Here is a 21,314-nt window from a genome sequence, read left to right on the forward strand (position 1 = left end):
CGCAATGTTTAAACATATCCTGTTTGATTTGGACGGTACCCTAACAGACCCGGTGGAGGGGATTTTGCGTTCCCTGCGCCATACGCTGGAGCATTTTGGTTTAGAGCAAGAGGATGAAAATCAGCTTAAAGCCTTTATCGGCCCGCCTTTGGCCGATTCTTTCCGCAGCTTGTACGGCTTCAATGAAGAACAGGTGGCGGAGGCAATCTGCTTGTACCGTGCCCACTATGCAGAGGATGGTATTTTTGGCAATAAGGTTATGCCCGGTATGGTGGAGCTTTTGACCCTCCTGCAAAGCGAAGGGAAAAAGATGTATGTGGCCACCACTAAAATGACTGCCTTTGCCCAGCAAGTATTGGAGATTTTTAAGCTGGACGGTTTTTTCTCGCTGGTCATCGGCGGAAATCCAGATGGTACCCGTACCGCAAAGCGGGAAATTATAGCAGAAATACTGGAGGTGATTCCTCCCCGGGAGCAAAAGCAGGCAGTGATGATCGGCGACAGAAAGTATGATATCATCGGGGCCAAGGCACACGGTATGGCTTCTATCGCTGTTACTTTTGGTTACGGTTCTGAAGCAGAGCTCAGAAATGAAGAACCCGATTATCTTGTTTCATCGGTGGCGGAACTGGCAAGGCTGCTCTGCCAATAAGCGGTACTTGGTTTGCCGGTTAATGTATATTGGTGGGATGTTTTAAAAAAACTTAACGAATTAGGGCGTCGATGTAAAAAAACAGTAACATTAGCGGGTACAGCATCTGTTATGATAGTAAGGAGATGCTGGGAAGGGGAATTCTATGATTAAAAATGCGTTTCCGCTATTGATACTGTTACTTATGCTTACCGGCTGTGCTTCCTCTTCTTCCCCAAACGAAAAGGAATTTGTCCAGCTGGACATGTCTGCTGATGTGGGCGACCAAATCATCAGCCTGGCCGATGTTAACTTTAAAGTTGTCCCGGAACAAACTTATTATATCCTGCTGGATGAGAGCCTAAGTGATGACGGCTCTAAGTTTGTGCGTAAATTTATAAAATATGATGGTTCTGATGGCGCTGAAGGTGCTGTGGAAGAGCTGGAAAATGAAGTAGAACTTCCTTATTCATTTAAATCGGCGGATGATGCGAGAAACTGGCTGCGGGAATTTGCTCCGGAGGAACTTGCGCTTTATCCAAAGACCTACTTAAGTGACAGTGTGCTGTCTCATTGGGAGCAGGAAGGCTATGATTACAGTGTGGAAGCAAAAAATGTTGCCCCGCTGGAGAGCTTCAAGAGAATGGGCGCAGTCACCCGCATCAGTGATCCGTTACTGATTGAGCACGATGCCCAGGAGTTAATAAAAAAGATTGAGCGGATTGAGAAGGATTACCTGCCTGATCACGCCAATATTGATGTAACCCGTGACCTGGAAGCGCTTTCTCAGTCTTTTAACTACCGGACTCAGGTTCGTTTGTTTAATGAGCCGGGTCGCTCTCAGTTGGTGTCGCTGTTGGATATTGAGCTGACCTATCGTGTGGATGAACTTGGCCACCCACTGGAATTAACGCTGGAGGCATCCTTTGAAAACCGCGAAGAGCATATAACCGGACGGTTGCTGCCGGTGATTGATGATTTGGCTACCTTTGCCTGGATGATGCGCGATGGCCTTGTGGAGGAGTTTGGAATTTACGGTGTGGGCAATAACAACTCTGAGCTGAATTACGCCAATATCAGTTTATATTATGAGGGCGAGGAAACAGGTGCCCACTACAGAGAAAACTTCTCTGTTCGTTGACATCAGAGAGAATGTAATACTTTGTTAATAAAGGGTTTGAACCACTTTTGTCGAATAGTGCTCTGTATGCCGCAAATTCGACAGAGGTGGTTTTTTATGTATCTCCCACGGCGCAACTCTCTGGGATGGCGATACTTTTGGGTGCTAAGTACAGTGATTGCTGTGCTGGTAATTATTAACTTTATCTGGAGTACCCTTTCTTTTCGGGAAAGTGAATATAACCGTGTTCGGGAAAAGGCTTCGATAATAACGGAGCAGTTTATTGCCACCCGTTCTTTTATAGCTAAGAATCAGGACCGCATTAATAACGATTCGCAGGGCAATTTTGAATTTAAGCATTTGAATCCGGCGGCGGTGGGCAGGGGGGTAGGCGATCTGCTGGCGGAGCGTACAGATTATGCCATTAAACAGGTCCGGGTAAATCCGCGCAATCCCCAAAACGAGCCGGATGCTTTTGAGCGGGAAGCATTGGAGCGCTTCTCTCAGGACAGCAGCTTGGAGGAAATCTATCAGGAAGCTGATATGGATGGGCAGAGCGTGTTCCGCTATATTGTGCCTCTCTACATAGAGGAGTCCTGTCTTGACTGTCACGGCGGAGAGGCAGGTACCATCGATGTAGCCGGTTTTGCCAGCGAGGGCCTGCAGGAGGGTGATCTGGGCGGTGCCATAAGTGTTGTGGTTCCCACTGATTTAACTCAGGCTGCGTTAGGTAGTTTCCGTAACCGCCTTTTTGTATTCAGCGCTATATTGCTTGTTGTAACCCTTTCCGTCATCATGTTTGTCACCAGCCGTTTGGTGGCCCGGCCCCTCCAGGAGTTGACAAACCGGGTACTGGAGGTAGGTAAGGGAAATCTGAATGCCGATTTCGGCGATATCCATGCTTATGGGGAAGTTGCTACCCTTTCCCGGGAGTTTTCCGACATGGTCGCCAAAATAAAAGACCTCTATGATAATATGGAGCGGAAGGTCAAGTCCCGTACCAGGGAATTGGAAGCGGCCAATCTGCGGCTGACGGAAGGAAAAAAATCTCTGGCCGTGCTTAACCAAAAGCTCAGCGAAAACAGCCGCTTAAAGAGTGAGTTTATGGCCACCATGACTCATGAGCTGCGGACACCGCTAACTTCCATTGTGGCTTTCTGTGAGCTACTTCTCGATGAAATACCCGGACCCATTAATGAAGAGCAGCAAGAAAACCTGATGGATATTAAAACCAGTGCCCAGCAGCTGATGCTGTTGATTAATGATATTTTGGATATGGCCAAGTTTGAAGCAGGTCATTTGCGCCTGGATAAAGAAAATGTAGACTTAAATGATGTCTTTCGTGCCGTTCGCCGCACCATGTCTTCCATTGCCTATCAAAACGGTGTGCGCCTGGATGTAAGCGCAGTTGATTTGCCGCTGGTTTACGGTGATCCGGAACGGTTACGGCAAATGCTCAGTAACCTTATTGCCAATGCTGTTAAACACAGTAAGGAAGGCGGCTATGTTCACATCTACGCCAAAGCAGACAATGAGTTTGCCGCCATTTCCGTGGAAGATAACGGGGACGGCATTCCTCCGGAATTGATGCCGCATATCTTTGAGAAATTCCGGCAGGGGGAAGATTCACTAAAACGCCGTCGCAACGGCACAGGCCTGGGCCTGGCGTTGGTGAAAACGCTTGCAGAATTACAGGATGGCAATATCTCAGTTAACAGTGAAGTCGGAGAAGGAACCACATTTACAATCCACATTCCCTTTGCCAAGCAAGAAGGAGGATTAAATGATGAGTAAAACAACAAAGATTCTCGTAGTAGATGATGAGCCGAAAATCAGGCGCATTGTGGAGCAAAGTCTGCGCAAGGATGCCTACCGTGTTGTGCATGCCTGTGACGGATTAGAGGCTCTGCAGAAGCTGGAGACAGAGCATCCCGATTTGCTGGTTCTGGATTTAATGATGCCGGAGATGGATGGCTTTGAGGTTTGCAAAGCAATGCGCAACCGTGGTGATAACACGCCGGTTATTATCCTCACTGCTAAGGATGAGCTGGAAGACAAAGCGTTTGGCTTTAATCTGGGAGTTGATGATTATGTCACCAAACCCTTTAGCCCCTCGGAACTGGCGCTCCGTGTTAAGGCAGTGCTGCGCCGGGTCAGCGGTGAAGAGCTGGCCCCTCGCCTTAAAGAAGGCACCTTCGATGACGGCCGTTTATATATTAACAGCAAAACCCGGGAAGTCCGTTTAAACGGGGAAGATGTCTATCTGACAGCCAAAGAGTTTGACCTGTTATGGGTTTTGGCCAATAATCCCGGCGTTGTGTACAGCCGCGACCAGCTTTTGGATATGGTATGGGGCAATGAATATTTTGGAGATGCGGGCACAGTAACCGTGTTAATTCGCCGCATCCGGGAAAAAATAGAAAAAGATCCTGCCAACCCTACCTATCTGCGTACCGTTTGGGGGATTGGATATAAGTTTGAAGCGGTCTCTATTTAATTTCTAATTTATTTTTACTTGGGCATAATGATAGTGAGGGATGCTTTTTGCGATGCGGCGTTGACATTATTGAAATATCCAGGATTGCCCGCGCCTATCGCCGGCGCCCACAGCTATTTATGAAACGTTTCTTTACCGCAGAGGAACAAGCTCAGCTGGCCGGACGTAAACATGTGGAAAAGCATCTGGCGGCCCGCTTTGCCGGAAAAGAGGCGGTAGCTAAGCTTTTGGGGACAGGTATTGGCTCTATTGGCTGGAGAGAGGTGGAGATTCTCACTCTTGCCGGCGGACAGCCTGTGGTTAATCTGCACGGCAGGGCAGCGAGCCGTGCCAAAGAGCTGTGCCTGGGTCAAATTTCCATATCCCTTAGTCACGCCCGGGAATATGCCGTGGCGCAGGCAGTGGCAGCCATTCTTACAGAATTATAAAACTATATATAAATGTTAAAATACACTTGACGGCAGAAATGCCGTCTGATACTCTAATGTAAAGCCGAGTAAATTTATCGGGATTTGATGGGCAGGTAATGTGTATGAAGGTTTCTGCAAAAGGAGAATACGGTGTACGTGCCATGGCAATTCTGGCGCTGGAATTTCGGGCCGGGCCCATTCCCCTGCGCGAAATTGCCAAGCGTGAAGGGATTTCCTATCAGTTTCTGGAGCAGATTTTTCTGCCGCTCAGGCGTGCCGGTCTGATTGATTCGGTGCGGGGAGCCAAGGGAGGTTATGTGCTGGCCCGTCCACCGGATGAAATTAAGGTTGGCGATATCCTGCGCGCTCTGGAAGGCCCCATAGCTCCGGTGGAATGTGTGGGGGAAGGAAATACGGATGCCTGCGGGCGCAGTGCCGCATGCCTCACGCGCGGAATATGGGAAAAGCTGCGGGATACAATGTCTGAAGTTTTAAATGATATTACACTGGCCGATGTAATAAAGATGTCGGCCGATTCGACATAGGAGGGCTGTCCATGAAAAAAATATATTTGGACCACGGCGCAACAACTAAGATGAACCCGGAAGTCCTGGAGACTATGATGCCTTATATGACAGAAATTTACGGCAATCCGTCCAGTATTCACTTCTTCGGACGTGAGGTGCGTAAAGCTGTGGAGGAGGCCAGGGAAAAGGTGGCCGCCGCCATTGGTGCGCAGCCACGGGAAATCATTTTCACCTCCGGAGGCACCGAATCCGATAATTTAGCCATTCGTGGTGTGGCCAGGGCACTGCGGAAAAAAGGCAACCATATCATCACCAGTGCGGTGGAGCACCATGCGGTGATTGATACCTGCAATGCCCTAAAAGACGAGGGCTTTGAAGTTACCGCCGTCCCTGTGGATGAGCATGGCATGGTGAATGTAAAGGATGTGGAGGCGGCCATCACCGACCAAACCATCCTGATTACTATCATGATGGCCAATAACGAAGTGGGAACCATCATGCCTGTAGCGGAAATTGGCAAACTGGCCAAGGAGCGCGGCATTACTTTTCATACCGATGCGGTGCAGGCCATCGGCAGCCTGCCCGTTAATGTGGAAGAGATAAACTGTGATTTACTATCCATGTCCGCCCATAAATTTTATGGCCCCAAAGGGGTGGGCGCTCTTTATGTCCGTAAAGGAACGAAACTGAAGGTTTATAACTTTGGCGGTGCCCAGGAGCGCAAAATGCGCCCCGGCACGGAAAATGTTCCCGGTATTATTGGGATGGGCAAAGCCATAGAGCTGGCGGTCACCGACCTGGAACAGAAAACAGAACAGGTGAGAAAACTGCGGGATAAGCTAATTGACGGACTGATGCAGATTGAAGATACCAAGCTAAACGGGCATCCCCAAGAGCGTTTGCCCGGCAGTGTTAACGTTTCCATTCAGTATGTAGAGGGGGAATCCCTGATTCTCAGCCTGGACTTAAAAGGCATTGCGGCTTCCAGCGGCTCTGCCTGCACCTCAGGTTCTTTGGATCCCTCACATGTGCTGATGGCCATGGGCCTTGACCATCAGACTGCTCACGGCTCTTTGCGTCTCACGCTGGGCCGCGACAATACAGAAGAAGAAATTGATTATGTACTTGAAGTTATACCGGAAGTTGTGGAGCGCCTGCGTTCCATGTCTCCTGTGTATGCCTGTAAATCTGAAAACTAGGGGGTGGAGTGATGTACACGGAAAAAGTAATGGAGCATTTTACCAATCCACGCAATGTCGGGGAAATTGACAATGCAGATGGCGTGGGCGAAGTGGGGAACATGAAGTGTGGCGACATCATGCGGATATACATTAAGGTGAATGATGAGAATGTTATAGAAGATGTTAAATTCCGCACCTTTGGCTGCGGTGCCGCCATCGCCACCAGCAGTGTGGTGACCGAGATGGTAAAGGGAAAAACCATCGATGAAGCATTGGAAATTACCAACAAGAAGGTGGCAGAAGAGCTGGGCGGTCTGCCGGAAAACAAAATGCACTGTTCTAATCTGGCCGCCGATGCTCTGCACAAAGCCATTGAGGATTTAAAGAACAAACGCAATGACGAATAAATATCAGGAGGGAAAATATGAAGCCTTTGGAGTTAGCTGAACAGCTGGGTGAGGCCATTTTGGACTCCGATGAATACAAAGATTTTACCCGGGCCAAGGAAGCCATGGAAGCCAGTGATGAAGCACAGGATTTGGTAAACACTTTCTCCGATAAGCAGCAGGCCTTACGCGATACCCAACTGGGTGGAAAAAAAGTCTCTCAGGAGCAAGTTGACGAGCTTCGTGAACATCAGCGCACCATGCTGGAAAATCCTGAAATTAAGGCCTACCTGGAAGCAAAGAAAGAAGTGGAAGGCCTGTTGGCAGCCGTAAACGGAACCATCTCCCGTGTGACCGGAATGGAAGCCGGAGGCCATAGCCATAGCCATGGTGGCGGTGGTGGCGGCGGCTGTTCAGGTGGTTGCTGCTAGAAAAAGAGGTGTTAGTCAAGTAAAGGCGCAATTATTGCGCCTTTTTTTCCCTCTACTGTGTAGAAACCGTCAGGGGGTGTAAATCTATGGATATTGTTACTGCAGCCCAGATGCAGGAGATTGACCGCCGGGCCATTGAGGAATACAAAATACCCGGCGTTGTGCTGATGGAGAATGCGGGGCTGCGCTTGGTGGAGGCCATTAATCGCCTGGGTTGCGGACCCAGGATAGTGGTGGTGGCCGGTAAAGGAAACAACGGCGGTGATGGTTTTGTGGTGGCCCGGCATCTGTCTCCACACAAAAACCTGACCGTGTGGACCACAGCGGACACATCAGAATATCGGGGCGACGCACTGATAAATCTTAATATCCTGCATAAACTGGAAATACCGTGTACTAATCTGCGGCAAGACCATGCTTTGGCGGCGCTGGAAGCTGAATTGGCTGCGGCAGACCTGGTGGTGGATGCTCTTTTGGGTACCGGTGTAACCCGGGAAGTGGATTCCTTTTATGCAGATATTATCCGCCTCATTAATAAAGCGCCGGCACCGGTATTGGCGGTGGACATCCCCTCCGGAATCAGTGCCGACACCGGCCAAGTGCTGGGAGAAGCGGTGCAGGCCGATTTTACCGTCACCTTTGCCCTTCCCAAGCGCGGATTACTTCTTTTTCCCGGAGCAGGACATGCCGGGCGGCTGGAAATTGCCGATATCGGCATTCCACGGCCGCTTTTGACAGGACACGGCCTGGCAATGTTGACAAAGGAGCAGGTGGCCTCTGCACTGCCGGGGCGGCCCGCTAATACCCATAAAGGTACTTTTGGTTCGGCGCTTTTATTAGCCGGCTCCCGGGGCATGTCCGGTGCAGCCACCCTTTCTGCCCGTGCAGCGCTGCGCGGCGGATGCGGCCTGGTATTTGCCGCCACGCCGCAGAGTGTGCAGCCCATGGTGGCAAGCCAGGTGGCCGAAGCTATCACAATGCCGCTGCCGGAAAATGAGGCTGGGCGGCTGCATGCATCGGCTCTGCCGCTGTTAAGAGAGAGATGGCAAAGCTGCCGGTCGTTGGCCGTTGGGCCGGGACTGGCGGAGGATGAAGAAACCCTGTGGCTTTTGGCTGGGATTATGGCTGAATGTCAGCTGCCGGTGGTGCTGGATGCCGGCGCCTTAAATCTGCTGGCCAAAAAACCACAGCTTATGGACGGGCGCAAGGCTCCTGTCATCCTTACTCCTCACCCCGGAGAGGCGGCCCGACTGCTTGACACAACCGTTTCCCAGGTTGAGTCCCACCGTTTGCAGGCAGCCCGTGAGCTTTGCACCGCTTACCGAAGCACCGTTGTTCTCAAAGGAGCCCACACGTTGGTTGCCACCGAAGATGAGGTTTTCCTTAATGTGACCGGCAACAGCGGTATGGCCTCTGCAGGCAGCGGTGATGTATTAACCGGGCTGCTGGTGTCACTTTTGGCCCAGGGGATGAGTACGCATAAAGCAGCCTGTGCTGCAGTTTATCTGCATGGCCTGGCAGCTGATTTGGCTGTGGAAAATATCAGTAAGGCGGCACTGGTTGCAGGTGACATCATTGACCATATTTCCCTGGCATATCTGCAAACAGAAAAAATACATATGTAGGAGGAGTACGCAATGTTAGCAAAAGAAATTATGACCACAAATGTTATCTCTGTAAGTCAGGAGGCCACCATCAACGACGTGGCAGCGATTTTGGTTGAACACAGAATCAGCGGTGTTCCGGTGGTGGATAAAGAGCAGCGCGTGGTGGGCATGGTGACCGAAGGAGACCTGATTCATCAGGACAAAAAGCTGCATACTCCCGCATTTCTGGAAATTCTTGGCGGTGTGATATATCTGGAAAACCCGCAACGGGTGGCCAAAGATCTGGAAAAAATGACGGCCACAAAAGTGGTGGAGATTATGACCCGTAAAGTATTTACCGTTAAAGAAGATACGCCCATTGAAGATATTGCAACCATGATGGTGGAAAGACAGGTTAATCGTGTTCCGGTGGTGGATGCCGCAGGGAAACTGACGGGAATTGTCAGCAGGCAGGACCTGGTCAAAGCCATGGTTTAGCCGGCTTTGACCGTATTGCTGTCAATGCTGTTTTCCCCGCTCTTCCACCAGTAGGCAATATTTACAGGTGGAGAAAGGGGAGAGGCTGTTGTGGCCAGGGCACTGACAGCATTATTGGTGTTGCTACTTTTTATAAGTGGGTGTTCCATGACTGCAGAGCGCCTGCCTGAGCAGGTGGAAGAGGCCTTAGGCAAAGCAGAAAGTTATTACGCCGAGCTGGAGGCCACGGTGTACAGCACCGAAGGTGAACAGTATTACCGGATAAAGCAGTGGATGGAGGCTCCGGCAAACTGGCGTGTGGAGGTAACTTCAACAACGGGAACCCAGGTGTTTATCTGCGACGGTACACAAATTTATGTCTATCAGCCCGGTATTGAAGACCATTACCGCCTGGATGCCGACTTGGCCGCCGAAGTATCTCCACCTTTCTTTCTGGCCGGCTATTTGAACCGACTGCTGGAGGCAGAGGAATACTCCTTTGAAGGACAGCAGGAAAAGGACGGTCAAAAATATTATGTGGCGTCTTTTAAAGGAGACCGGGATGATGAACTGGTGCGGCTCTGGTTAGACCGGCGAAGCCGGTTCCCCGTAATAGTGGAGACATTTATTAATGACCAATTATTAAGCAGGGTTAAATGTACAACTTTGCAGTTAAATGACAAAATCTCACCGGATTTATTTCAGTTTAGTGCGCAAGACCAGTGGGAATTGGAATCACATTGTCTGGTAGAGCCTATGTCGCTGGATGAGGCGCAGGACTCATGGCCTTATCCTGTGTATACTCCGGGTTATGTACCTGAGGGCAGTTTTCTGTTTCTGATTTCCCAGAGCGAAGAAAACCAGATACCGCAATTGCTGTTTATTTATAAAGGTGATTATCATTTTACGGTGGTGCAGTCTCCTTCCACAGAAAAACAGCCGCACCTCTCGGAAGCTACACAGGAAGTTGTAATTAACGGAATCACCGGCTATTATCATCCCAATACTTCCGATGAACTGGCTACTCTTTGGTGGTCCAATGAAACCATAAGTTTTGTGCTTTCCGGAAGCCTGCCGCAGGAAGAAATGCTTCAGGTGGCAGAATCAATGCAGACCGACTAAGACAACGGAGTTCCCGTTGTCTTATTTTTGCATAGGATAAAAAAAGGAGTGATTTAATGGGTCTTGATAAGCACCCTCCGGTTATTCCGCCATGTCCGACGGGTCTGTTTCTGGAAATTGCCCCGGGAGATACCCTGTATAAAATTGCCAAGGAGCAGGGGGTTACTGTGGAAGCTATCTTGGCGCTAAACCCGGGATTGGATCCGAAAAACCTGCAGATTGGTACATTTATTTGCCTGCCACTGCCCAAAGAACCGAGCCGAAAAACTTGATTATTTTAACTGCTGGAGTCAGCAGTTTTTTTTTGCTAAAAAACTGTTGCAGGAAAGCAGAGGCGGTGCTATAATGTTTAGCATACGTGAATCATTGTACGTGTGCAGTAGACAGGAGGCTGGCGATGAAAGACACGGAGCATAAATTCTATCTTGTTAGGGAGAACGTGCTGCCACAGGTCCTGAAAAAGACGGCAGAGGCCAAAGAAATGCTGAAAAAAGGCCAGGCAAAGACGGCCAATGATGCTATTTCCGCAGTGGGTATCAGCCGCGCCGCTTTTTATAAGTACCGGGACTATATTTTTCCCTTTCGGGAAGCCAGTCACGGTAAGATTCTCACCATTTCACTGATACTTGAACACACCGCCGGTGTGCTCTCTGAAGTATTGAAAACCATTGCCCTGGCCCACGGTAATGTACTGACCATTAATCAGGGAATCCCGCTGCAGGGCGTTGCCAATGCCTCCATTTCTTTTGAAACAGCGGAGTTAAAAGATGATGTCGATCAATTGCTGGCAGACCTGTCCCGCATTCCCGGCGTGCAAAAGCTGGAACTAATCGGACAGAACTAAACCAGACACTGAAATACAGGAGTGAGCTAAGTGACGAAAAAAGACGTACTGCAAATTGGTATGATTGGGTTAGGAACTGTAGGAACCGGAGTCCTGCGCATTCTGGAAAAGAACGGCGAGGAAATTCGGCACAAGCTGGGCGTAGGCCTGGAAGTAAAGCGGATTGCGGTGCGCGACCCGCATAAACCCCGTGAGATAGAGGTTGATCCTTCCCTGATTGTAGATCATCCCGACCATGTGGTAAATGACCCGGACATTGATATTGTGGTGGAAGTGATGGGAGGCGTGGACCTGGCCCGTCAGGCCATTGCCCGGGCTTTGGAAAACGGCAAATTTGTGGTAACCGCCAATAAAGATCTGATGGCGCAACACGGTTTGGAACTGCTGGCCATTGCCAAAAACCAGAACCGAAATATCTTTTATGAGGCCAGCGTGGCCGGGGGTATCCCTTTAATCCGGCCGCTGAAAAACTCCCTGGCTGCCAACCATATTGAGAAGGTAATGGGGATTGTTAACGGGACAACCAATTATATTCTGACGCAAATGTCCTGCGAAGGGAAGGAGTTTTCGGAAGCGTTGGCTGAAGCACAGGAAAAAGGCTTTGCCGAGGCTGATCCTGCTTCCGACATTGAAGGGCTGGATGCTTCCTATAAACTGGCCATTATTGCGGCCCTGTCCTTCTCCAGTAAAATTGATATGAAAGACATTTTTGTTGAGGGTATCACCAACGTTAAGCTGCGGGATATCCGTTATGCCCAGGAGCTGGGCTATGCCATTAAGCTTCTGGCCATCGGGGAAGAGACGGAGGAAGGGCTGCAGCTGCGTGTCCATCCCACCCTGATTCCTGCCGACCATCCGTTGGCGGCGGTGGCCAATGAATTTAACGCCATTTTCCTGGAAGGGGATGCGGTGGGCGAAGTTATGTTTTATGGGCCCGGTGCCGGTTCCCTGCCCACCGGCAGCGCCGTCTGTGCCGATATTATGGATGCGGCCCGTTGTCTGCAACACGAAGTGGAAAACGGCATTGTGGAGGCCACCTTCGGCACAAAGAAAGTGGTACCCATGGAGAAGCAGCAGTCACGGTTTTATCTGCGCCTGAAGGCCAAGGATGAACCCGGCGTCTTTGCCAGCCTGGCCACAGCCTTTGGCGAAACAAAGGTGAGCTTGGATATGATTATTCAAAAACGCAGTGACGCAGAAACGGCAGAAATTGTGTTGGTGACCCACGGGGTGTCCGAAGGCAATTTCCAAAAAGCACTGGATACAATAGAGGCTATGCCGGCGATTCGCAGCATAAACGCTATTTTGCGGGTAATAGAGTAGCACAAATTCTGTGGCGGGGGAGATAGAATGCTGGCTACGTCGGTAAAAGTTAAGGTGCCTGCCACTTCGGCAAACCTGGGTCCCGGTTTCGACGTTTTGGGGATGGCGCTGGATATTTATAATACGGTGGAAATGTCGGTGGAGCCTTCAGGGACAATGATGGTGGAATCCATTGGGGAAGGTTCCCGCTTCCTGGCCAAAAACGGTTCAAAAATGCTGGTGGATGCGGTGCAAAAAGTATTTGACACCGCATCCTTTGACCCCGGGGGGTTGCGGATCCGTCAGCATAACCGTATTCCTCTTTTTCGGGGTATGGGCAGCTCCGCCGCCGCCATTGCCGGCGGCATGGTTGCTGCCAATCTGCTTTTGCCTAATCCTCTGACAGCAGAGGAATTGCTGATGCTGGCGGCGAAAATGGAAGGGCATCCTGACAATGTGGCTCCCGCCCTCTTTGGTGGTTTTGTCATTGCTTCGCAGAATGGCGACGATGTCAGGTATACACGTATTGAACCGCCGCCAAGTCTGAAGGTGGTGGTGGCGGTGCCGGCTTTTACCCTGCCCACTAAAAAATCGCGCACCGTGATTCCTGCCCGGGTCCCGCTAAAAGATGCGGTGTTTAATATGGGACGGGTGGGCCTTTTGGTATCGGCTCTGGCCGCAGGAGATCTGGAAATGCTGCGCCATGCCATGGAGGACCGGTTGCATCAGCAGTACCGCATGCCTCTCATTCCCGGTTTGGATGAAGTGTTTGCTGCGGCGTGTAATGCCGGTGCCCTGGCTTCCACGTTAAGCGGAGCAGGCCCGGCGGTGATATCTTTTGTAACAGAAAATTCTGAAGCGGTGGGAGAAATGATGCGTCGGGCGTTTGGCCGCCACGGCATCGACTGCCGTATTATTGAAACAGCGGTGGGACGGCGGGGAGCCTTGAATTCCACGGTTTCACTACGTTAATCTAGCAGATGGGAGAAGAAAGATGGCAATTATTGTGCAAAAATACGGGGGCACTTCTGTGGGGAGTGTGGAAAGAATTTATAATGTGGCCCGCCGGGTTATGGCCTCGGCTCAGGCCGGCCATCAGGTGGCTGTGGTTGTTTCGGCCATGGGGGACACCACCGATGAGCTGGTGAGTTTGGTTAAAAGCGTCTCCCAGAATCCGTCGGAGCGGGAAATGGCTATGGTGCTTTCCACGGGAGAGCAAATCAGCATTGCTTTATTAGCCACCGCACTGCAGGAGCTGGGTTGTCCTGCCATGTCCTTTACCGGTGCTCAGGCGGGGGTTGTAACCGAAGGCAGTCCTTTAAGCTCCAGAATCATTGAATTTAACGCCGGTCGGGTAAAAGATGCGCTGCAAAATGGCAAGGTGGCCATTGTTGCCGGTTTTCAGGGCGCAGACAGTAACGGTGAAATCAATACCCTGGGACGGGGTGGCTCAGATACCACCGCCGTGGCTTTGGCTGCCGCCCTGGGTGCCGACACCTGTGAGATATATACCGATGTGGACGGTGTGTATACCATTGATCCGCGTATTGTACCGGAAGCTGCTAAATTAACGGAAATTACTTATGATGAAATGTTGGAGCTGGCCAGCATGGGTGCCAAAGTACTGCACCCCCGTGCTGTGGAATGCGGTAAGCTGCATTGTGTAACCATCCATGTTCGTTCCAGCTTCCACGGCGAAGAGGGAACTTTGGTGAAGGGGGAGAGCAACTTGGAAAGAGGAACGGTAATAAGTGGTATAGCCTGCGATGAAAATCAGGTAAAAATTGCTGTTGTGGGTGTGCCGGACAAGCCCGGTATGGCAGCTCGCATCTTTGCTGCTTTGGGTGAGGCGCAGATTAATGTGGATTTAATTGTGCAAAGTATTCGCCGCGAAGGCGAAAATGATATCCTCTTTACTGTTCCTGACGATGATCTGGCTAAAGCCAGGGCCACGCTGGAGCCAATTGTGGCCGAAATCGGTGCCACCGAATTATGTATTCAGAGTGATGTGGCAAAAATTTCTGTGGTAGGTGCCGGTATGGTACAGCACAGCGGTGTGGCCGCAGGTATGTTTCAGGCTTTGGCTGCAGAAAATATTAATATTGAAATTATCTCCACCTCAGAAATTCGTATTTCCTGCCTGATTGCCCAAAGTCGCCTACAGGATGCGGCACGGGCCATCCATCAATTTTTTCAGATGGATAAGCATCCAGAAAAAAGCAATATAGCATCGTGCCATACCGGCAGGAATAATCAAGTGTGTCGTGGAATACAATAGGTACTGTAAAGATAGGTGGTGCAATCACTTGCGCGGGTTCCCGCAGCGACCGGCATGGGCTGAAATCGATTTAGGCGCCATAGGTCATAATATCAGGCAATTTAAACAGCATGTTTCTTCTCAAACCCGGTTAATGGCCATTGTCAAAGCCGACGGGTACGGCCACGGGGCTGTAGAAGTGGCCCGGGAGGCTGTGGCCGCCGGTGTTTCATTTCTTGGCGTAGGTATGGTGGAAGAAGCACTGGAGCTGCGTGAAAACGGAATAGACACACCAATTCTGATTCTCGGTTTCACACCAAAAGCGTATGCCCCTTATCTTTGTCAGTATAATCTGACGCCCACTGTTTTTACACCGGAGGAAGCAGATGCCTTTGCGGAAGCTGCTCTTCGTGCGGGAAATGATCTGGCCGTGCATGTCAAAGTAGACACGGGCATGGGCCGGGTAGGTTGTTTCCCCTGTGAAGATGCCGATGGGTTTATTTCGCATGTTGCCTCTCTTCCTGGATTGTCTCTTACAGGGCTCTACACCCACTTTGCAGCTGCAGATGACCCGGATGCCACCTATACCCGGTGGCAGCTGGAGCGCTTTTTAAAGCTTATTGCCCGTTTGGAAGCACGCGGCATCCACATCCCGGTAAAGCATGCGGCCAACAGTGCCGGTGCCATCAGTCATCCGGAAACTCATCTGGATATGGTCCGTTTGGGAATCAGTGTCTACGGCCTGTATCCCGCAGATGAGGTCTGCCGCCGGGAAGTTAAGCTGCGTCCGGCCATGTCCTTAAAAGCTAAAGTCATCTTTGTTAAAGATGTGCCGGCCGGTACGAAAGTATCATATGGTTGCACGTACGTCACAGAGCGCGCCGCCCGGATTGCGACCCTGCCTTTAGGCTATGGAGATGGCTATCCGCGCCATCTTTCCAATTGTGGCCAGGTGCTGATTCACGGCCGGCGGGCACCGGTGGTGGGCCGCGTCTGCATGGATTTGACCATGATTGATGTGCAGGATATTGCAGAGGTAAGTGCGGGAGATGAAGTGGTGCTCTTTGGCCGGCAGGGTGATGCTTTCCTGTCGGTGGACGAAGTGGCGCGTTGGATAGATACCATCAACTATGAAGTGGTCACCCGGATAAGCCGGCGAATACCCAGAGTTTATCTACGTGGAGACTAGTTTAGGGGGTGCCTGCCTTGGCAGAAACGAAAAGAATTATGATTAGTCTGCCGCATCATTTACTGGAAGAGGTGGACGGAATCGTGGCTTCGGAAAAGAGAAGCCGTTCTGACTTTATCCGCGAAGCAATGCGTCTTTATCTGGAAGAGCGGGAAAAGCAGGAAATCAGGGAGAGAATGCAAAAGGGGTATATGGAAATGGCCAAACTGAACCTGCGACTGGCAAATGAAGCCCTGGAAGTTGAAAACGAGGCCAATGTTATCGCTGAATTGTTGGTGGGTAAAAAGTGAATAAGGTAGAAGTAAAGCGGGGGTATATCTTTTTTGCCGATTTGAGCCCTGTTGTCGGTTCGGAGCAGGGCGGAGTGCGCCCTGTACTGGTCATACAAAACGATGTGGGCAATAAATACAGCCCAACTGTGATTGTTGCCGCCATTACTTCTCAGATTGAAAAAGCCAAACTGCCTACTCATGTGGAAGTACAGGCCAAAGACTACGGCCTGGAAAAAGACTCTGTTATTTTACTGGAGCAGATTCGCACCATTGACAAACAACGCCTGGAAGACAAGGTAACGGAGCTGGATGACCGGGTTATGCAAAAGGTCAATCAGGCACTGAAGATTTCTCTTGGATTAATTGACTTTTAACATTTTAAAAAAATAATAAAAGGTTTGATACGTAACCACCGGTTGCGTATTTTGCTTTTTAGGGAGGGTTGTCCGTTTGCCGCGAATCGGTATCACCTGCAATATTCGTGACGGAGAAAACACTCTGTCGCTGGCTTATTCCCAGGCTGTGGCCCGCAGCGGGGCAATTCCGCTGCTCTTGCCTGTGTGTGCGGGAAAACATCTGTGGCAGCAAATGCTGGCAAATGTGGACGGCCTGCTTTTAAGCGGCGGTGGAGATCCGGACGCCGTGCATTTCGGTGAGGAAGCCACACCGGCCCAGGGCCAGGTACAGCCAGAGCGGGACCAAATGGAGCTGTTTATGGCCCAAAGGGCTTTAAGCTGCGGCCTGCCGCTGTTGGGGATTTGCCGCGGAGCACAGGTCATGGCCATTGCCGCCGGCGGCACGCTGCATCAGGACATTGCACATATTGCCGGTGTGCAGCATGACCAACGGGCACCAAAAAACTATCTCATTCATGGTGTACGTATTATAGAGAAGTCACTGCTGCACCGCATTGTGGGGGGAAATACCCTGCGGGTTAACAGCATGCACCATCAGGCAGTTAAAACGCCGGGGAAATTGCAGATCAGCGCGAAAGCTTTTGACGGAATTATTGAAGCTGTGGAAGCTGTGCAACATCCCTTTGCGCTGGGGGTGCAGTGGCATCCTGAATGGATGACAAAATACCTGCAGGGGCGGGCGCTTTTTCACGCCCTGAAGCAGGCAGCACTGGCCTATGGCAGACGGCAATAATGCCTGTCCTGCCACTGTGGCAAATTAGTAATACAATCTGGAAATAATCCCGATAAAATTTGTAAGAAATGCTTGCACAAATTTTATACCTTATGGTATCATATGAATATCCCTACAGGAGACCCTCTAGGACAGGGGTTTTTTTGTACTGGCATGAAATAACGCTTCGCAGTTTGCGAAGCGGCTAATGTAGCCAGTACTGAAAAGTGCGCTTTAAGGAAACTTAAATAGGCGCACATTTCTTGTTATATAGTGAGCATGTGATAAAAAACACATGTGAATTTATTCGCAATAATCGGAGGAGGAAGGAATCATGAAAGTACTAGTCAGTGACCAGATCTCAGATTTGGGTGTGGCCAAACTCAGAGAAAGCGTAGCGGTGGATGTTAAGACAGACCTGACACCGGAAGAGCTGGAGCAGGTTATCGGGGAATATGATGCTCTGGTGGTGCGCAGCTCCACAAAGGTGACCCGCAAAGTGCTGGAGAATGCCGGGCGCTTAAAGGTTGTGGGCCGCGCCGGTGTGGGCGTGGACAATATTGATGTGGAGGCGGCCACCGAGCGGGGGGTTATTGTTATTAATGCTCCTGAGGGCAACACCATTTCCGCTGCAGAGCATGCCATTGCCATGATGACGTCACTGGCCAGAAATATTCCCAATGCTTCTGCCTCCATGAAGGCGGGTGAGTGGAAGCGCAGTAAATTTATGGGTGTGGAACTTTACAATAAGACGCTGGGTGTGGTAGGCATGGGCCGTATAGGCAGCGAGGTTATCAAGCGTGCCCAGGCCATGGGTATGGATATCCTGGCCTATGACCCCTACATTTCCGCAGAACGGGCGGAAAAAATGGGTGTGACGCTGACCAGTACCGAAGAAATCTACCGTAAGGCAGATTTTATCACCATGCATACCCCGCTGACCAAAGCCACCAAACATATGATCAGCCATGATGAACTGGCGATAATGAAAGACGGCGTGCGCATCATTAACTGTGCCCGCGGTGGCCTGATAGATGAAGAAGCCCTTTATGAAGCACTGAAATCCGGCAAAGTTGCCGGAGCAGCCCTGGATGTGTTTGAGGAAGAACCGGTGACCTGCAATCCGCTGTGTGAGCTGTCCAATGTGATTGTAACTCCGCACTTAGGCGCTTCCACCGAGGAAGCGCAGGTAAACGTGGCGGTACAGGTGGCGGAGCAGGTAGTCAATGCTCTGCAGGGAGAGCCGCTTGTCAGCGCGGTAAACGTTTCGGTGATTCCGCCGGAAACACTGGCCGATGTGAAGCCCTTTATTCCGCTGATGAAGAAGCTGGGTTCCTTTTATACCCAGGTCTTTAACGGTCAGGTGGAATCGGTGGAGATTCTCTACAGCGGCGAGATTGCCAATTACCCCACCACACCGCTGACCAATTCCTTTTTAATCGGCCTGTTGTCCGTTATTTTGCAGGAGACGGTAAACTATGTTAATGCACCGGTCATTGCCAAGCAGCGCGGTATTAAAGTGCGGGAAGTGGCCAGCAAGACGGTGGAAAACTTCACAAACCTGATTACGGTGACCATTAAAACGGCAGAGGGCACCCGCACCATTGCCGGCACCCTCTTTAACAAAGACGATATTCGCATTGTCAAAATTGATAAGTACAACATTGAAGTGGTTCCGTCCCGTTATATGTTGGTAACAAAATACATGGATATGCCCGGCGTTATTGGTCGCTTTGGCATTACCCTGGGTGAAAGCAACATTAATATTGCCGGCATGCAGGTGGGCCGTCAGTCCATCGGCGGAGAAGCCGTTATGGCTCTGCAGGTAGACTGTCCGGTGCCCGAAGATGTGATCAAGAAACTGGAGAAGCTGGATGCCATTGTTTCCATCCGCTTTGTAAAACTGGATTAGCCGGTTAATAAATAACCTGATTAATGCCTCTTAACTTCCTGCCGTCGTTCTCAAACAATCCGAAATGGAGAGAGCGGCGGGGGAAGTATTTCTTCGTAATGGCAAAAACATGGGCACTGCCCAGCTGTTCTTCTCCGATTATTTTACAGGTCAGATAACGAAACAGGACCAGCTCCGTCTGAAAATTAAGACACAATACATACAGATCACCGTCGGGCGGAGTTTTTTGCAGCTGAATCTGAAAGCGGTTTAAAGCGCTTCTCAGGGCATCTTCATCCTGAAAGAGAAACAGCTGCGGGCTGGGCTGGTTAAAGGGGTTAGCCCAGTGGTCGTTTTGTGCCAGAGTATTAATGGAGATAGGGATATACTGTAAAATGGGATAAGATAGAAACTGGCCTGCATTTTTCATCATTTGAACAATACTGCGAAACATGTTAACCCCCCTTGCATTTGAATTAACCAGGTAAAACAGGAGGCGATTTTTATGAAATGGGCCCGTTTTAGTTTTCAGGGCAAAGAATGTACCGGCTTTCTCAGAGAAAACATTTTGCATGTAATAAAGGGAGATTACTTTAAGGGCAACTGGCAGGAGACCGGCGAAACCGTTGCTTTGGATGAGGCCAAGCTCTATGCGCCGTGCCGGCCGTCAAAAATTATCTGTGTGGGCTTAAACTACCGGGACCATGCGGCGGAAATGAAAATGGAACTGCCCGCCGAACCCATCATGTTTATGAAACCGCCTTCAGCCGTTATCGGCCCCGGCGAAGCCATTGTTCTCCCCCATTGGATCGGCCGCACCGATTATGAAGCGGAACTGGCGGTGGTTATGGGAAAAACCGCAAAAAATGTGTCTGCCCAACAGGCCGGGGATTATATCTTTGGCTATACCTGCGGCAACGACGTCACCGGGCGCCGGTTACAAAAAACAGACGGCCAGTGGACAAGAGCCAAATCTTTTGACACATTCTGCCCCCTGGGGCCCTGGATTGCCACCGAAATCGACGCCGCCGATTTGGAAATTTCCCTGGAGCTAAATGGTGAAATCCGGCAGCAATCCAGTACCGCTCAACTGGTTTTCGGTCCCCATAAGCTAATCGAGCTGATTTCCCGGGTAATGACCCTGGAGCCGGGAGATGTGATTATGACTGGAACACCTTCCGGAGTAGGACCCCTTACAGAAGGTGACCGGGTTACGGTAAATATTGACCAGATCGGTGCTTTAAGTAATTCGGTTACTGGCTAAATTATTTCTCCGAAAACCAGAATCAGTGTAATTAAAAAACCAAGGGTCATACCATAAATTGCATATTGGGCGTGCTGCCGCTGTGATTCGGGAATTAACTCTTTACATACCACATACATTATGGCTCCGCCGCCAAAGGCCAAAGAGAGAGAAACAAAAGCGGCAGAGAGCCTCATCAGCAGCATGCCGATAAATGTTCCCAGCGGCGTGGCCAGGCCGGCCAGGCAGGTAATCAACACAATTCGCTTATTATCCATTCCCCCCATCTTAAGGGGTGCCGCGGCACCCATTCCTTCAGGAATGTTGTGGAGACCAATGGCCAACGCAATAATGGCACCCAGGCTGTGGGTGGCTTCAAAGCCGGCACCGATGGCTAAGCCTTCCGGCAGATTATGCACAGCCAATGCCACGGCAATTAGAATGCCTGCACGGATAAGGCGGGCTGAATCCAGGCCGATCCTATCGCCGTTTAGCAAGTTGACATTGGGAATGGCCCGGTCAATCAGCGACATTATAGCGATGCCAAAGACAAAACCGGCGGACATTAAAAAAAGGTTGCCGTGTTCAACCGCCGCCGGCAGCAGCTCCACCGTGGCGATTACAATATTAATTCCTGCTGCAATACCCAAAATCAGTGAGAGGACTTTAACCGATGGCTTGCCGAAGCAAACTACAATTAAGCCGCCTAAACCTGTTGCCAGGCCGGCCATGGCACTGATCAACAACGTCTCATACATCGAGATCCTCCTTTGTGTAAGATGTGCCGTAGATTATGCAGTACAGTATATTGATAACAAAA

At 50.5% G+C, this 21,314-nt stretch carries 26 protein-coding genes; 23 read left to right on the forward strand and 3 right to left on the reverse strand.

Going from position 1 to position 21,314, the window contains the following annotated elements; genetic code table 11:
• Nucleotides 1-4: 4 nt before the first annotated feature.
• The 11 genes from DEALDRAFT_RS01295 to DEALDRAFT_RS01345 all read left to right on the forward strand — a co-directional run bounded on the left by DEALDRAFT_RS01295 (nt 5) and on the right by DEALDRAFT_RS01345 (nt 9,267).
• Entirely contained in the window at nt 5-652 is a 648-nt protein-coding gene (locus DEALDRAFT_RS01295; RefSeq protein ID WP_008514113.1) for an HAD hydrolase-like protein, read from the forward strand.
• Nucleotides 653-797: 145 nt separating this feature from the next.
• Nucleotides 798-1,772: a hypothetical protein gene (locus DEALDRAFT_RS01300; RefSeq protein ID WP_008514115.1), complete on the forward strand. Its 975-nt coding sequence runs from the start codon at nt 798-800 to the stop codon at nt 1,770-1,772.
• Between the two features lie 96 nt (nt 1,773-1,868).
• Entirely contained in the window at nt 1,869-3,545 is a 1,677-nt protein-coding gene (locus DEALDRAFT_RS01305; protein WP_008514117.1) for an ATP-binding protein, read from the forward strand.
• The gene (locus DEALDRAFT_RS01310; RefSeq protein WP_008514120.1) at nt 3,538-4,248 is read left to right on the forward strand and encodes a response regulator transcription factor; all 711 of its coding nucleotides are present in this window, start codon (nt 3,538-3,540) and stop codon (nt 4,246-4,248) included. Before DEALDRAFT_RS01305 ends, DEALDRAFT_RS01310 begins: the two co-directional genes overlap by 8 nt.
• A gap of 47 nt (nt 4,249-4,295) precedes the next feature.
• On the forward strand, nt 4,296-4,676 hold the full coding sequence (gene acpS, locus DEALDRAFT_RS01315) for a holo-ACP synthase (RefSeq protein WP_008514122.1): 381 nt from the start codon (nt 4,296-4,298) through the stop codon (nt 4,674-4,676).
• 104 nt (nt 4,677-4,780) lie between these two features.
• The gene (locus DEALDRAFT_RS01320; RefSeq protein WP_008514124.1) at nt 4,781-5,203 is read left to right on the forward strand and encodes an RrF2 family transcriptional regulator; all 423 of its coding nucleotides are present in this window, start codon (nt 4,781-4,783) and stop codon (nt 5,201-5,203) included.
• Between the two features lie 11 nt (nt 5,204-5,214).
• Nucleotides 5,215-6,384, forward strand: a complete 1,170-nt coding sequence (gene nifS, locus DEALDRAFT_RS01325; protein WP_008514126.1) for a cysteine desulfurase NifS — start codon at nt 5,215-5,217, stop codon at nt 6,382-6,384.
• 11 nt (nt 6,385-6,395) lie between these two features.
• Entirely contained in the window at nt 6,396-6,773 is a 378-nt protein-coding gene (gene nifU, locus DEALDRAFT_RS01330) for a Fe-S cluster assembly scaffold protein NifU (protein ID WP_008514127.1), read from the forward strand.
• Nucleotides 6,774-6,790: 17 nt separating this feature from the next.
• Nucleotides 6,791-7,183, forward strand: coding sequence for a YlbF family regulator (locus tag DEALDRAFT_RS01335; RefSeq protein WP_008514129.1), 393 nt, complete (start codon nt 6,791-6,793; stop codon nt 7,181-7,183).
• Between the two features lie 86 nt (nt 7,184-7,269).
• On the forward strand, nt 7,270-8,808 hold the full coding sequence (locus DEALDRAFT_RS01340) for a bifunctional ADP-dependent NAD(P)H-hydrate dehydratase/NAD(P)H-hydrate epimerase (protein ID WP_008514132.1): 1,539 nt from the start codon (nt 7,270-7,272) through the stop codon (nt 8,806-8,808).
• Between the two features lie 12 nt (nt 8,809-8,820).
• Entirely contained in the window at nt 8,821-9,267 is a 447-nt protein-coding gene (locus tag DEALDRAFT_RS01345; protein ID WP_008514134.1) for a CBS domain-containing protein, read from the forward strand.
• Here DEALDRAFT_RS01345 and DEALDRAFT_RS16800 read toward each other — a convergent pair.
• Nucleotides 9,264-9,416 (reverse strand): hypothetical protein, encoded by a 153-nt coding sequence (locus DEALDRAFT_RS16800; RefSeq protein ID WP_153246586.1) that lies wholly within the window; start codon nt 9,414-9,416, stop codon nt 9,264-9,266. The genes DEALDRAFT_RS01345 and DEALDRAFT_RS16800 overlap by 4 nt on opposite strands.
• On the opposite strand from DEALDRAFT_RS16800, the gene DEALDRAFT_RS01350 reads away from it, so the two are divergent.
• The 11 genes from DEALDRAFT_RS01350 (at nt 9,415) to serA (ending at nt 19,272) form a co-directional block, all read left to right on the forward strand.
• Nucleotides 9,415-10,368 carry a DUF4367 domain-containing protein gene (locus DEALDRAFT_RS01350; RefSeq protein WP_040378254.1) on the forward strand — a complete coding sequence of 318 codons (954 nt, stop codon included), beginning with the start codon at nt 9,415-9,417 and terminating at the stop codon, nt 10,366-10,368. The genes DEALDRAFT_RS16800 and DEALDRAFT_RS01350 overlap by 2 nt on opposite strands.
• Nucleotides 10,369-10,424: 56 nt before the next feature.
• Entirely contained in the window at nt 10,425-10,640 is a 216-nt protein-coding gene (locus DEALDRAFT_RS01355; protein ID WP_008514138.1) for a LysM peptidoglycan-binding domain-containing protein, read from the forward strand.
• Nucleotides 10,641-10,765: 125 nt separating this feature from the next.
• Nucleotides 10,766-11,212, forward strand: coding sequence for an ACT domain-containing protein (locus tag DEALDRAFT_RS01360; RefSeq protein ID WP_008514140.1), 447 nt, complete (start codon nt 10,766-10,768; stop codon nt 11,210-11,212).
• 30 nt (nt 11,213-11,242) lie between these two features.
• Nucleotides 11,243-12,535, forward strand: coding sequence for a homoserine dehydrogenase (locus DEALDRAFT_RS01365; RefSeq protein ID WP_008514141.1), 1,293 nt, complete (start codon nt 11,243-11,245; stop codon nt 12,533-12,535).
• A gap of 27 nt (nt 12,536-12,562) precedes the next feature.
• Entirely contained in the window at nt 12,563-13,486 is a 924-nt protein-coding gene (thrB, locus tag DEALDRAFT_RS01370; RefSeq protein WP_008514143.1) for a homoserine kinase, read from the forward strand.
• Between the two features lie 22 nt (nt 13,487-13,508).
• Entirely contained in the window at nt 13,509-14,792 is a 1,284-nt protein-coding gene (locus tag DEALDRAFT_RS01375; RefSeq protein WP_008514146.1) for an aspartate kinase, read from the forward strand.
• 28 nt (nt 14,793-14,820) lie between these two features.
• On the forward strand, nt 14,821-15,960 hold the full coding sequence (alr, locus tag DEALDRAFT_RS01380; RefSeq protein ID WP_008514148.1) for an alanine racemase: 1,140 nt from the start codon (nt 14,821-14,823) through the stop codon (nt 15,958-15,960).
• Between the two features lie 38 nt (nt 15,961-15,998).
• On the forward strand, nt 15,999-16,250 hold the full coding sequence (locus tag DEALDRAFT_RS01385) for a CopG family ribbon-helix-helix protein (protein WP_050780751.1): 252 nt from the start codon (nt 15,999-16,001) through the stop codon (nt 16,248-16,250).
• Nucleotides 16,247-16,606, forward strand: a complete 360-nt coding sequence (locus DEALDRAFT_RS01390; protein ID WP_008514152.1) for a type II toxin-antitoxin system PemK/MazF family toxin — start codon at nt 16,247-16,249, stop codon at nt 16,604-16,606. Before DEALDRAFT_RS01385 ends, DEALDRAFT_RS01390 begins: the two co-directional genes overlap by 4 nt.
• A 76-nt stretch (nt 16,607-16,682) precedes the next feature.
• Complete coding sequence (locus DEALDRAFT_RS01395) at nt 16,683-17,381, forward strand: gamma-glutamyl-gamma-aminobutyrate hydrolase family protein (RefSeq protein ID WP_008514153.1); 699 nt, start codon at nt 16,683-16,685, stop codon at nt 17,379-17,381.
• Between the two features lie 313 nt (nt 17,382-17,694).
• Entirely contained in the window at nt 17,695-19,272 is a 1,578-nt protein-coding gene (serA, locus tag DEALDRAFT_RS01400) for a phosphoglycerate dehydrogenase (RefSeq protein ID WP_008514154.1), read from the forward strand.
• 4 nt (nt 19,273-19,276) lie between these two features.
• On the opposite strand, the gene DEALDRAFT_RS01405 is transcribed toward serA, so the two are convergent.
• The gene (locus tag DEALDRAFT_RS01405; RefSeq protein WP_008514155.1) at nt 19,277-19,705 is read right to left on the reverse strand and encodes a hypothetical protein; all 429 of its coding nucleotides are present in this window, start codon (nt 19,703-19,705) and stop codon (nt 19,277-19,279) included.
• A gap of 51 nt (nt 19,706-19,756) precedes the next feature.
• Between DEALDRAFT_RS01405 and DEALDRAFT_RS01410 the strand changes: the two genes are divergently transcribed.
• Complete coding sequence (locus DEALDRAFT_RS01410) at nt 19,757-20,515, forward strand: fumarylacetoacetate hydrolase family protein (protein ID WP_008514156.1); 759 nt, start codon at nt 19,757-19,759, stop codon at nt 20,513-20,515.
• Here the strand turns inward: DEALDRAFT_RS01410 and DEALDRAFT_RS01415 are convergent.
• Nucleotides 20,512-21,252, reverse strand: a complete 741-nt coding sequence (locus DEALDRAFT_RS01415) for a ZIP family metal transporter (protein WP_008514158.1) — start codon at nt 21,250-21,252, stop codon at nt 20,512-20,514. The genes DEALDRAFT_RS01410 and DEALDRAFT_RS01415 overlap by 4 nt on opposite strands.
• Between the last annotated feature and the right edge of the window lie 62 nt (nt 21,253-21,314).

The organism is Dethiobacter alkaliphilus AHT 1 (assembly GCF_000174415.1).
GTDB classification, from domain to species: domain Bacteria; phylum Bacillota; class Dethiobacteria; order Dethiobacterales; family Dethiobacteraceae; genus Dethiobacter; species Dethiobacter alkaliphilus.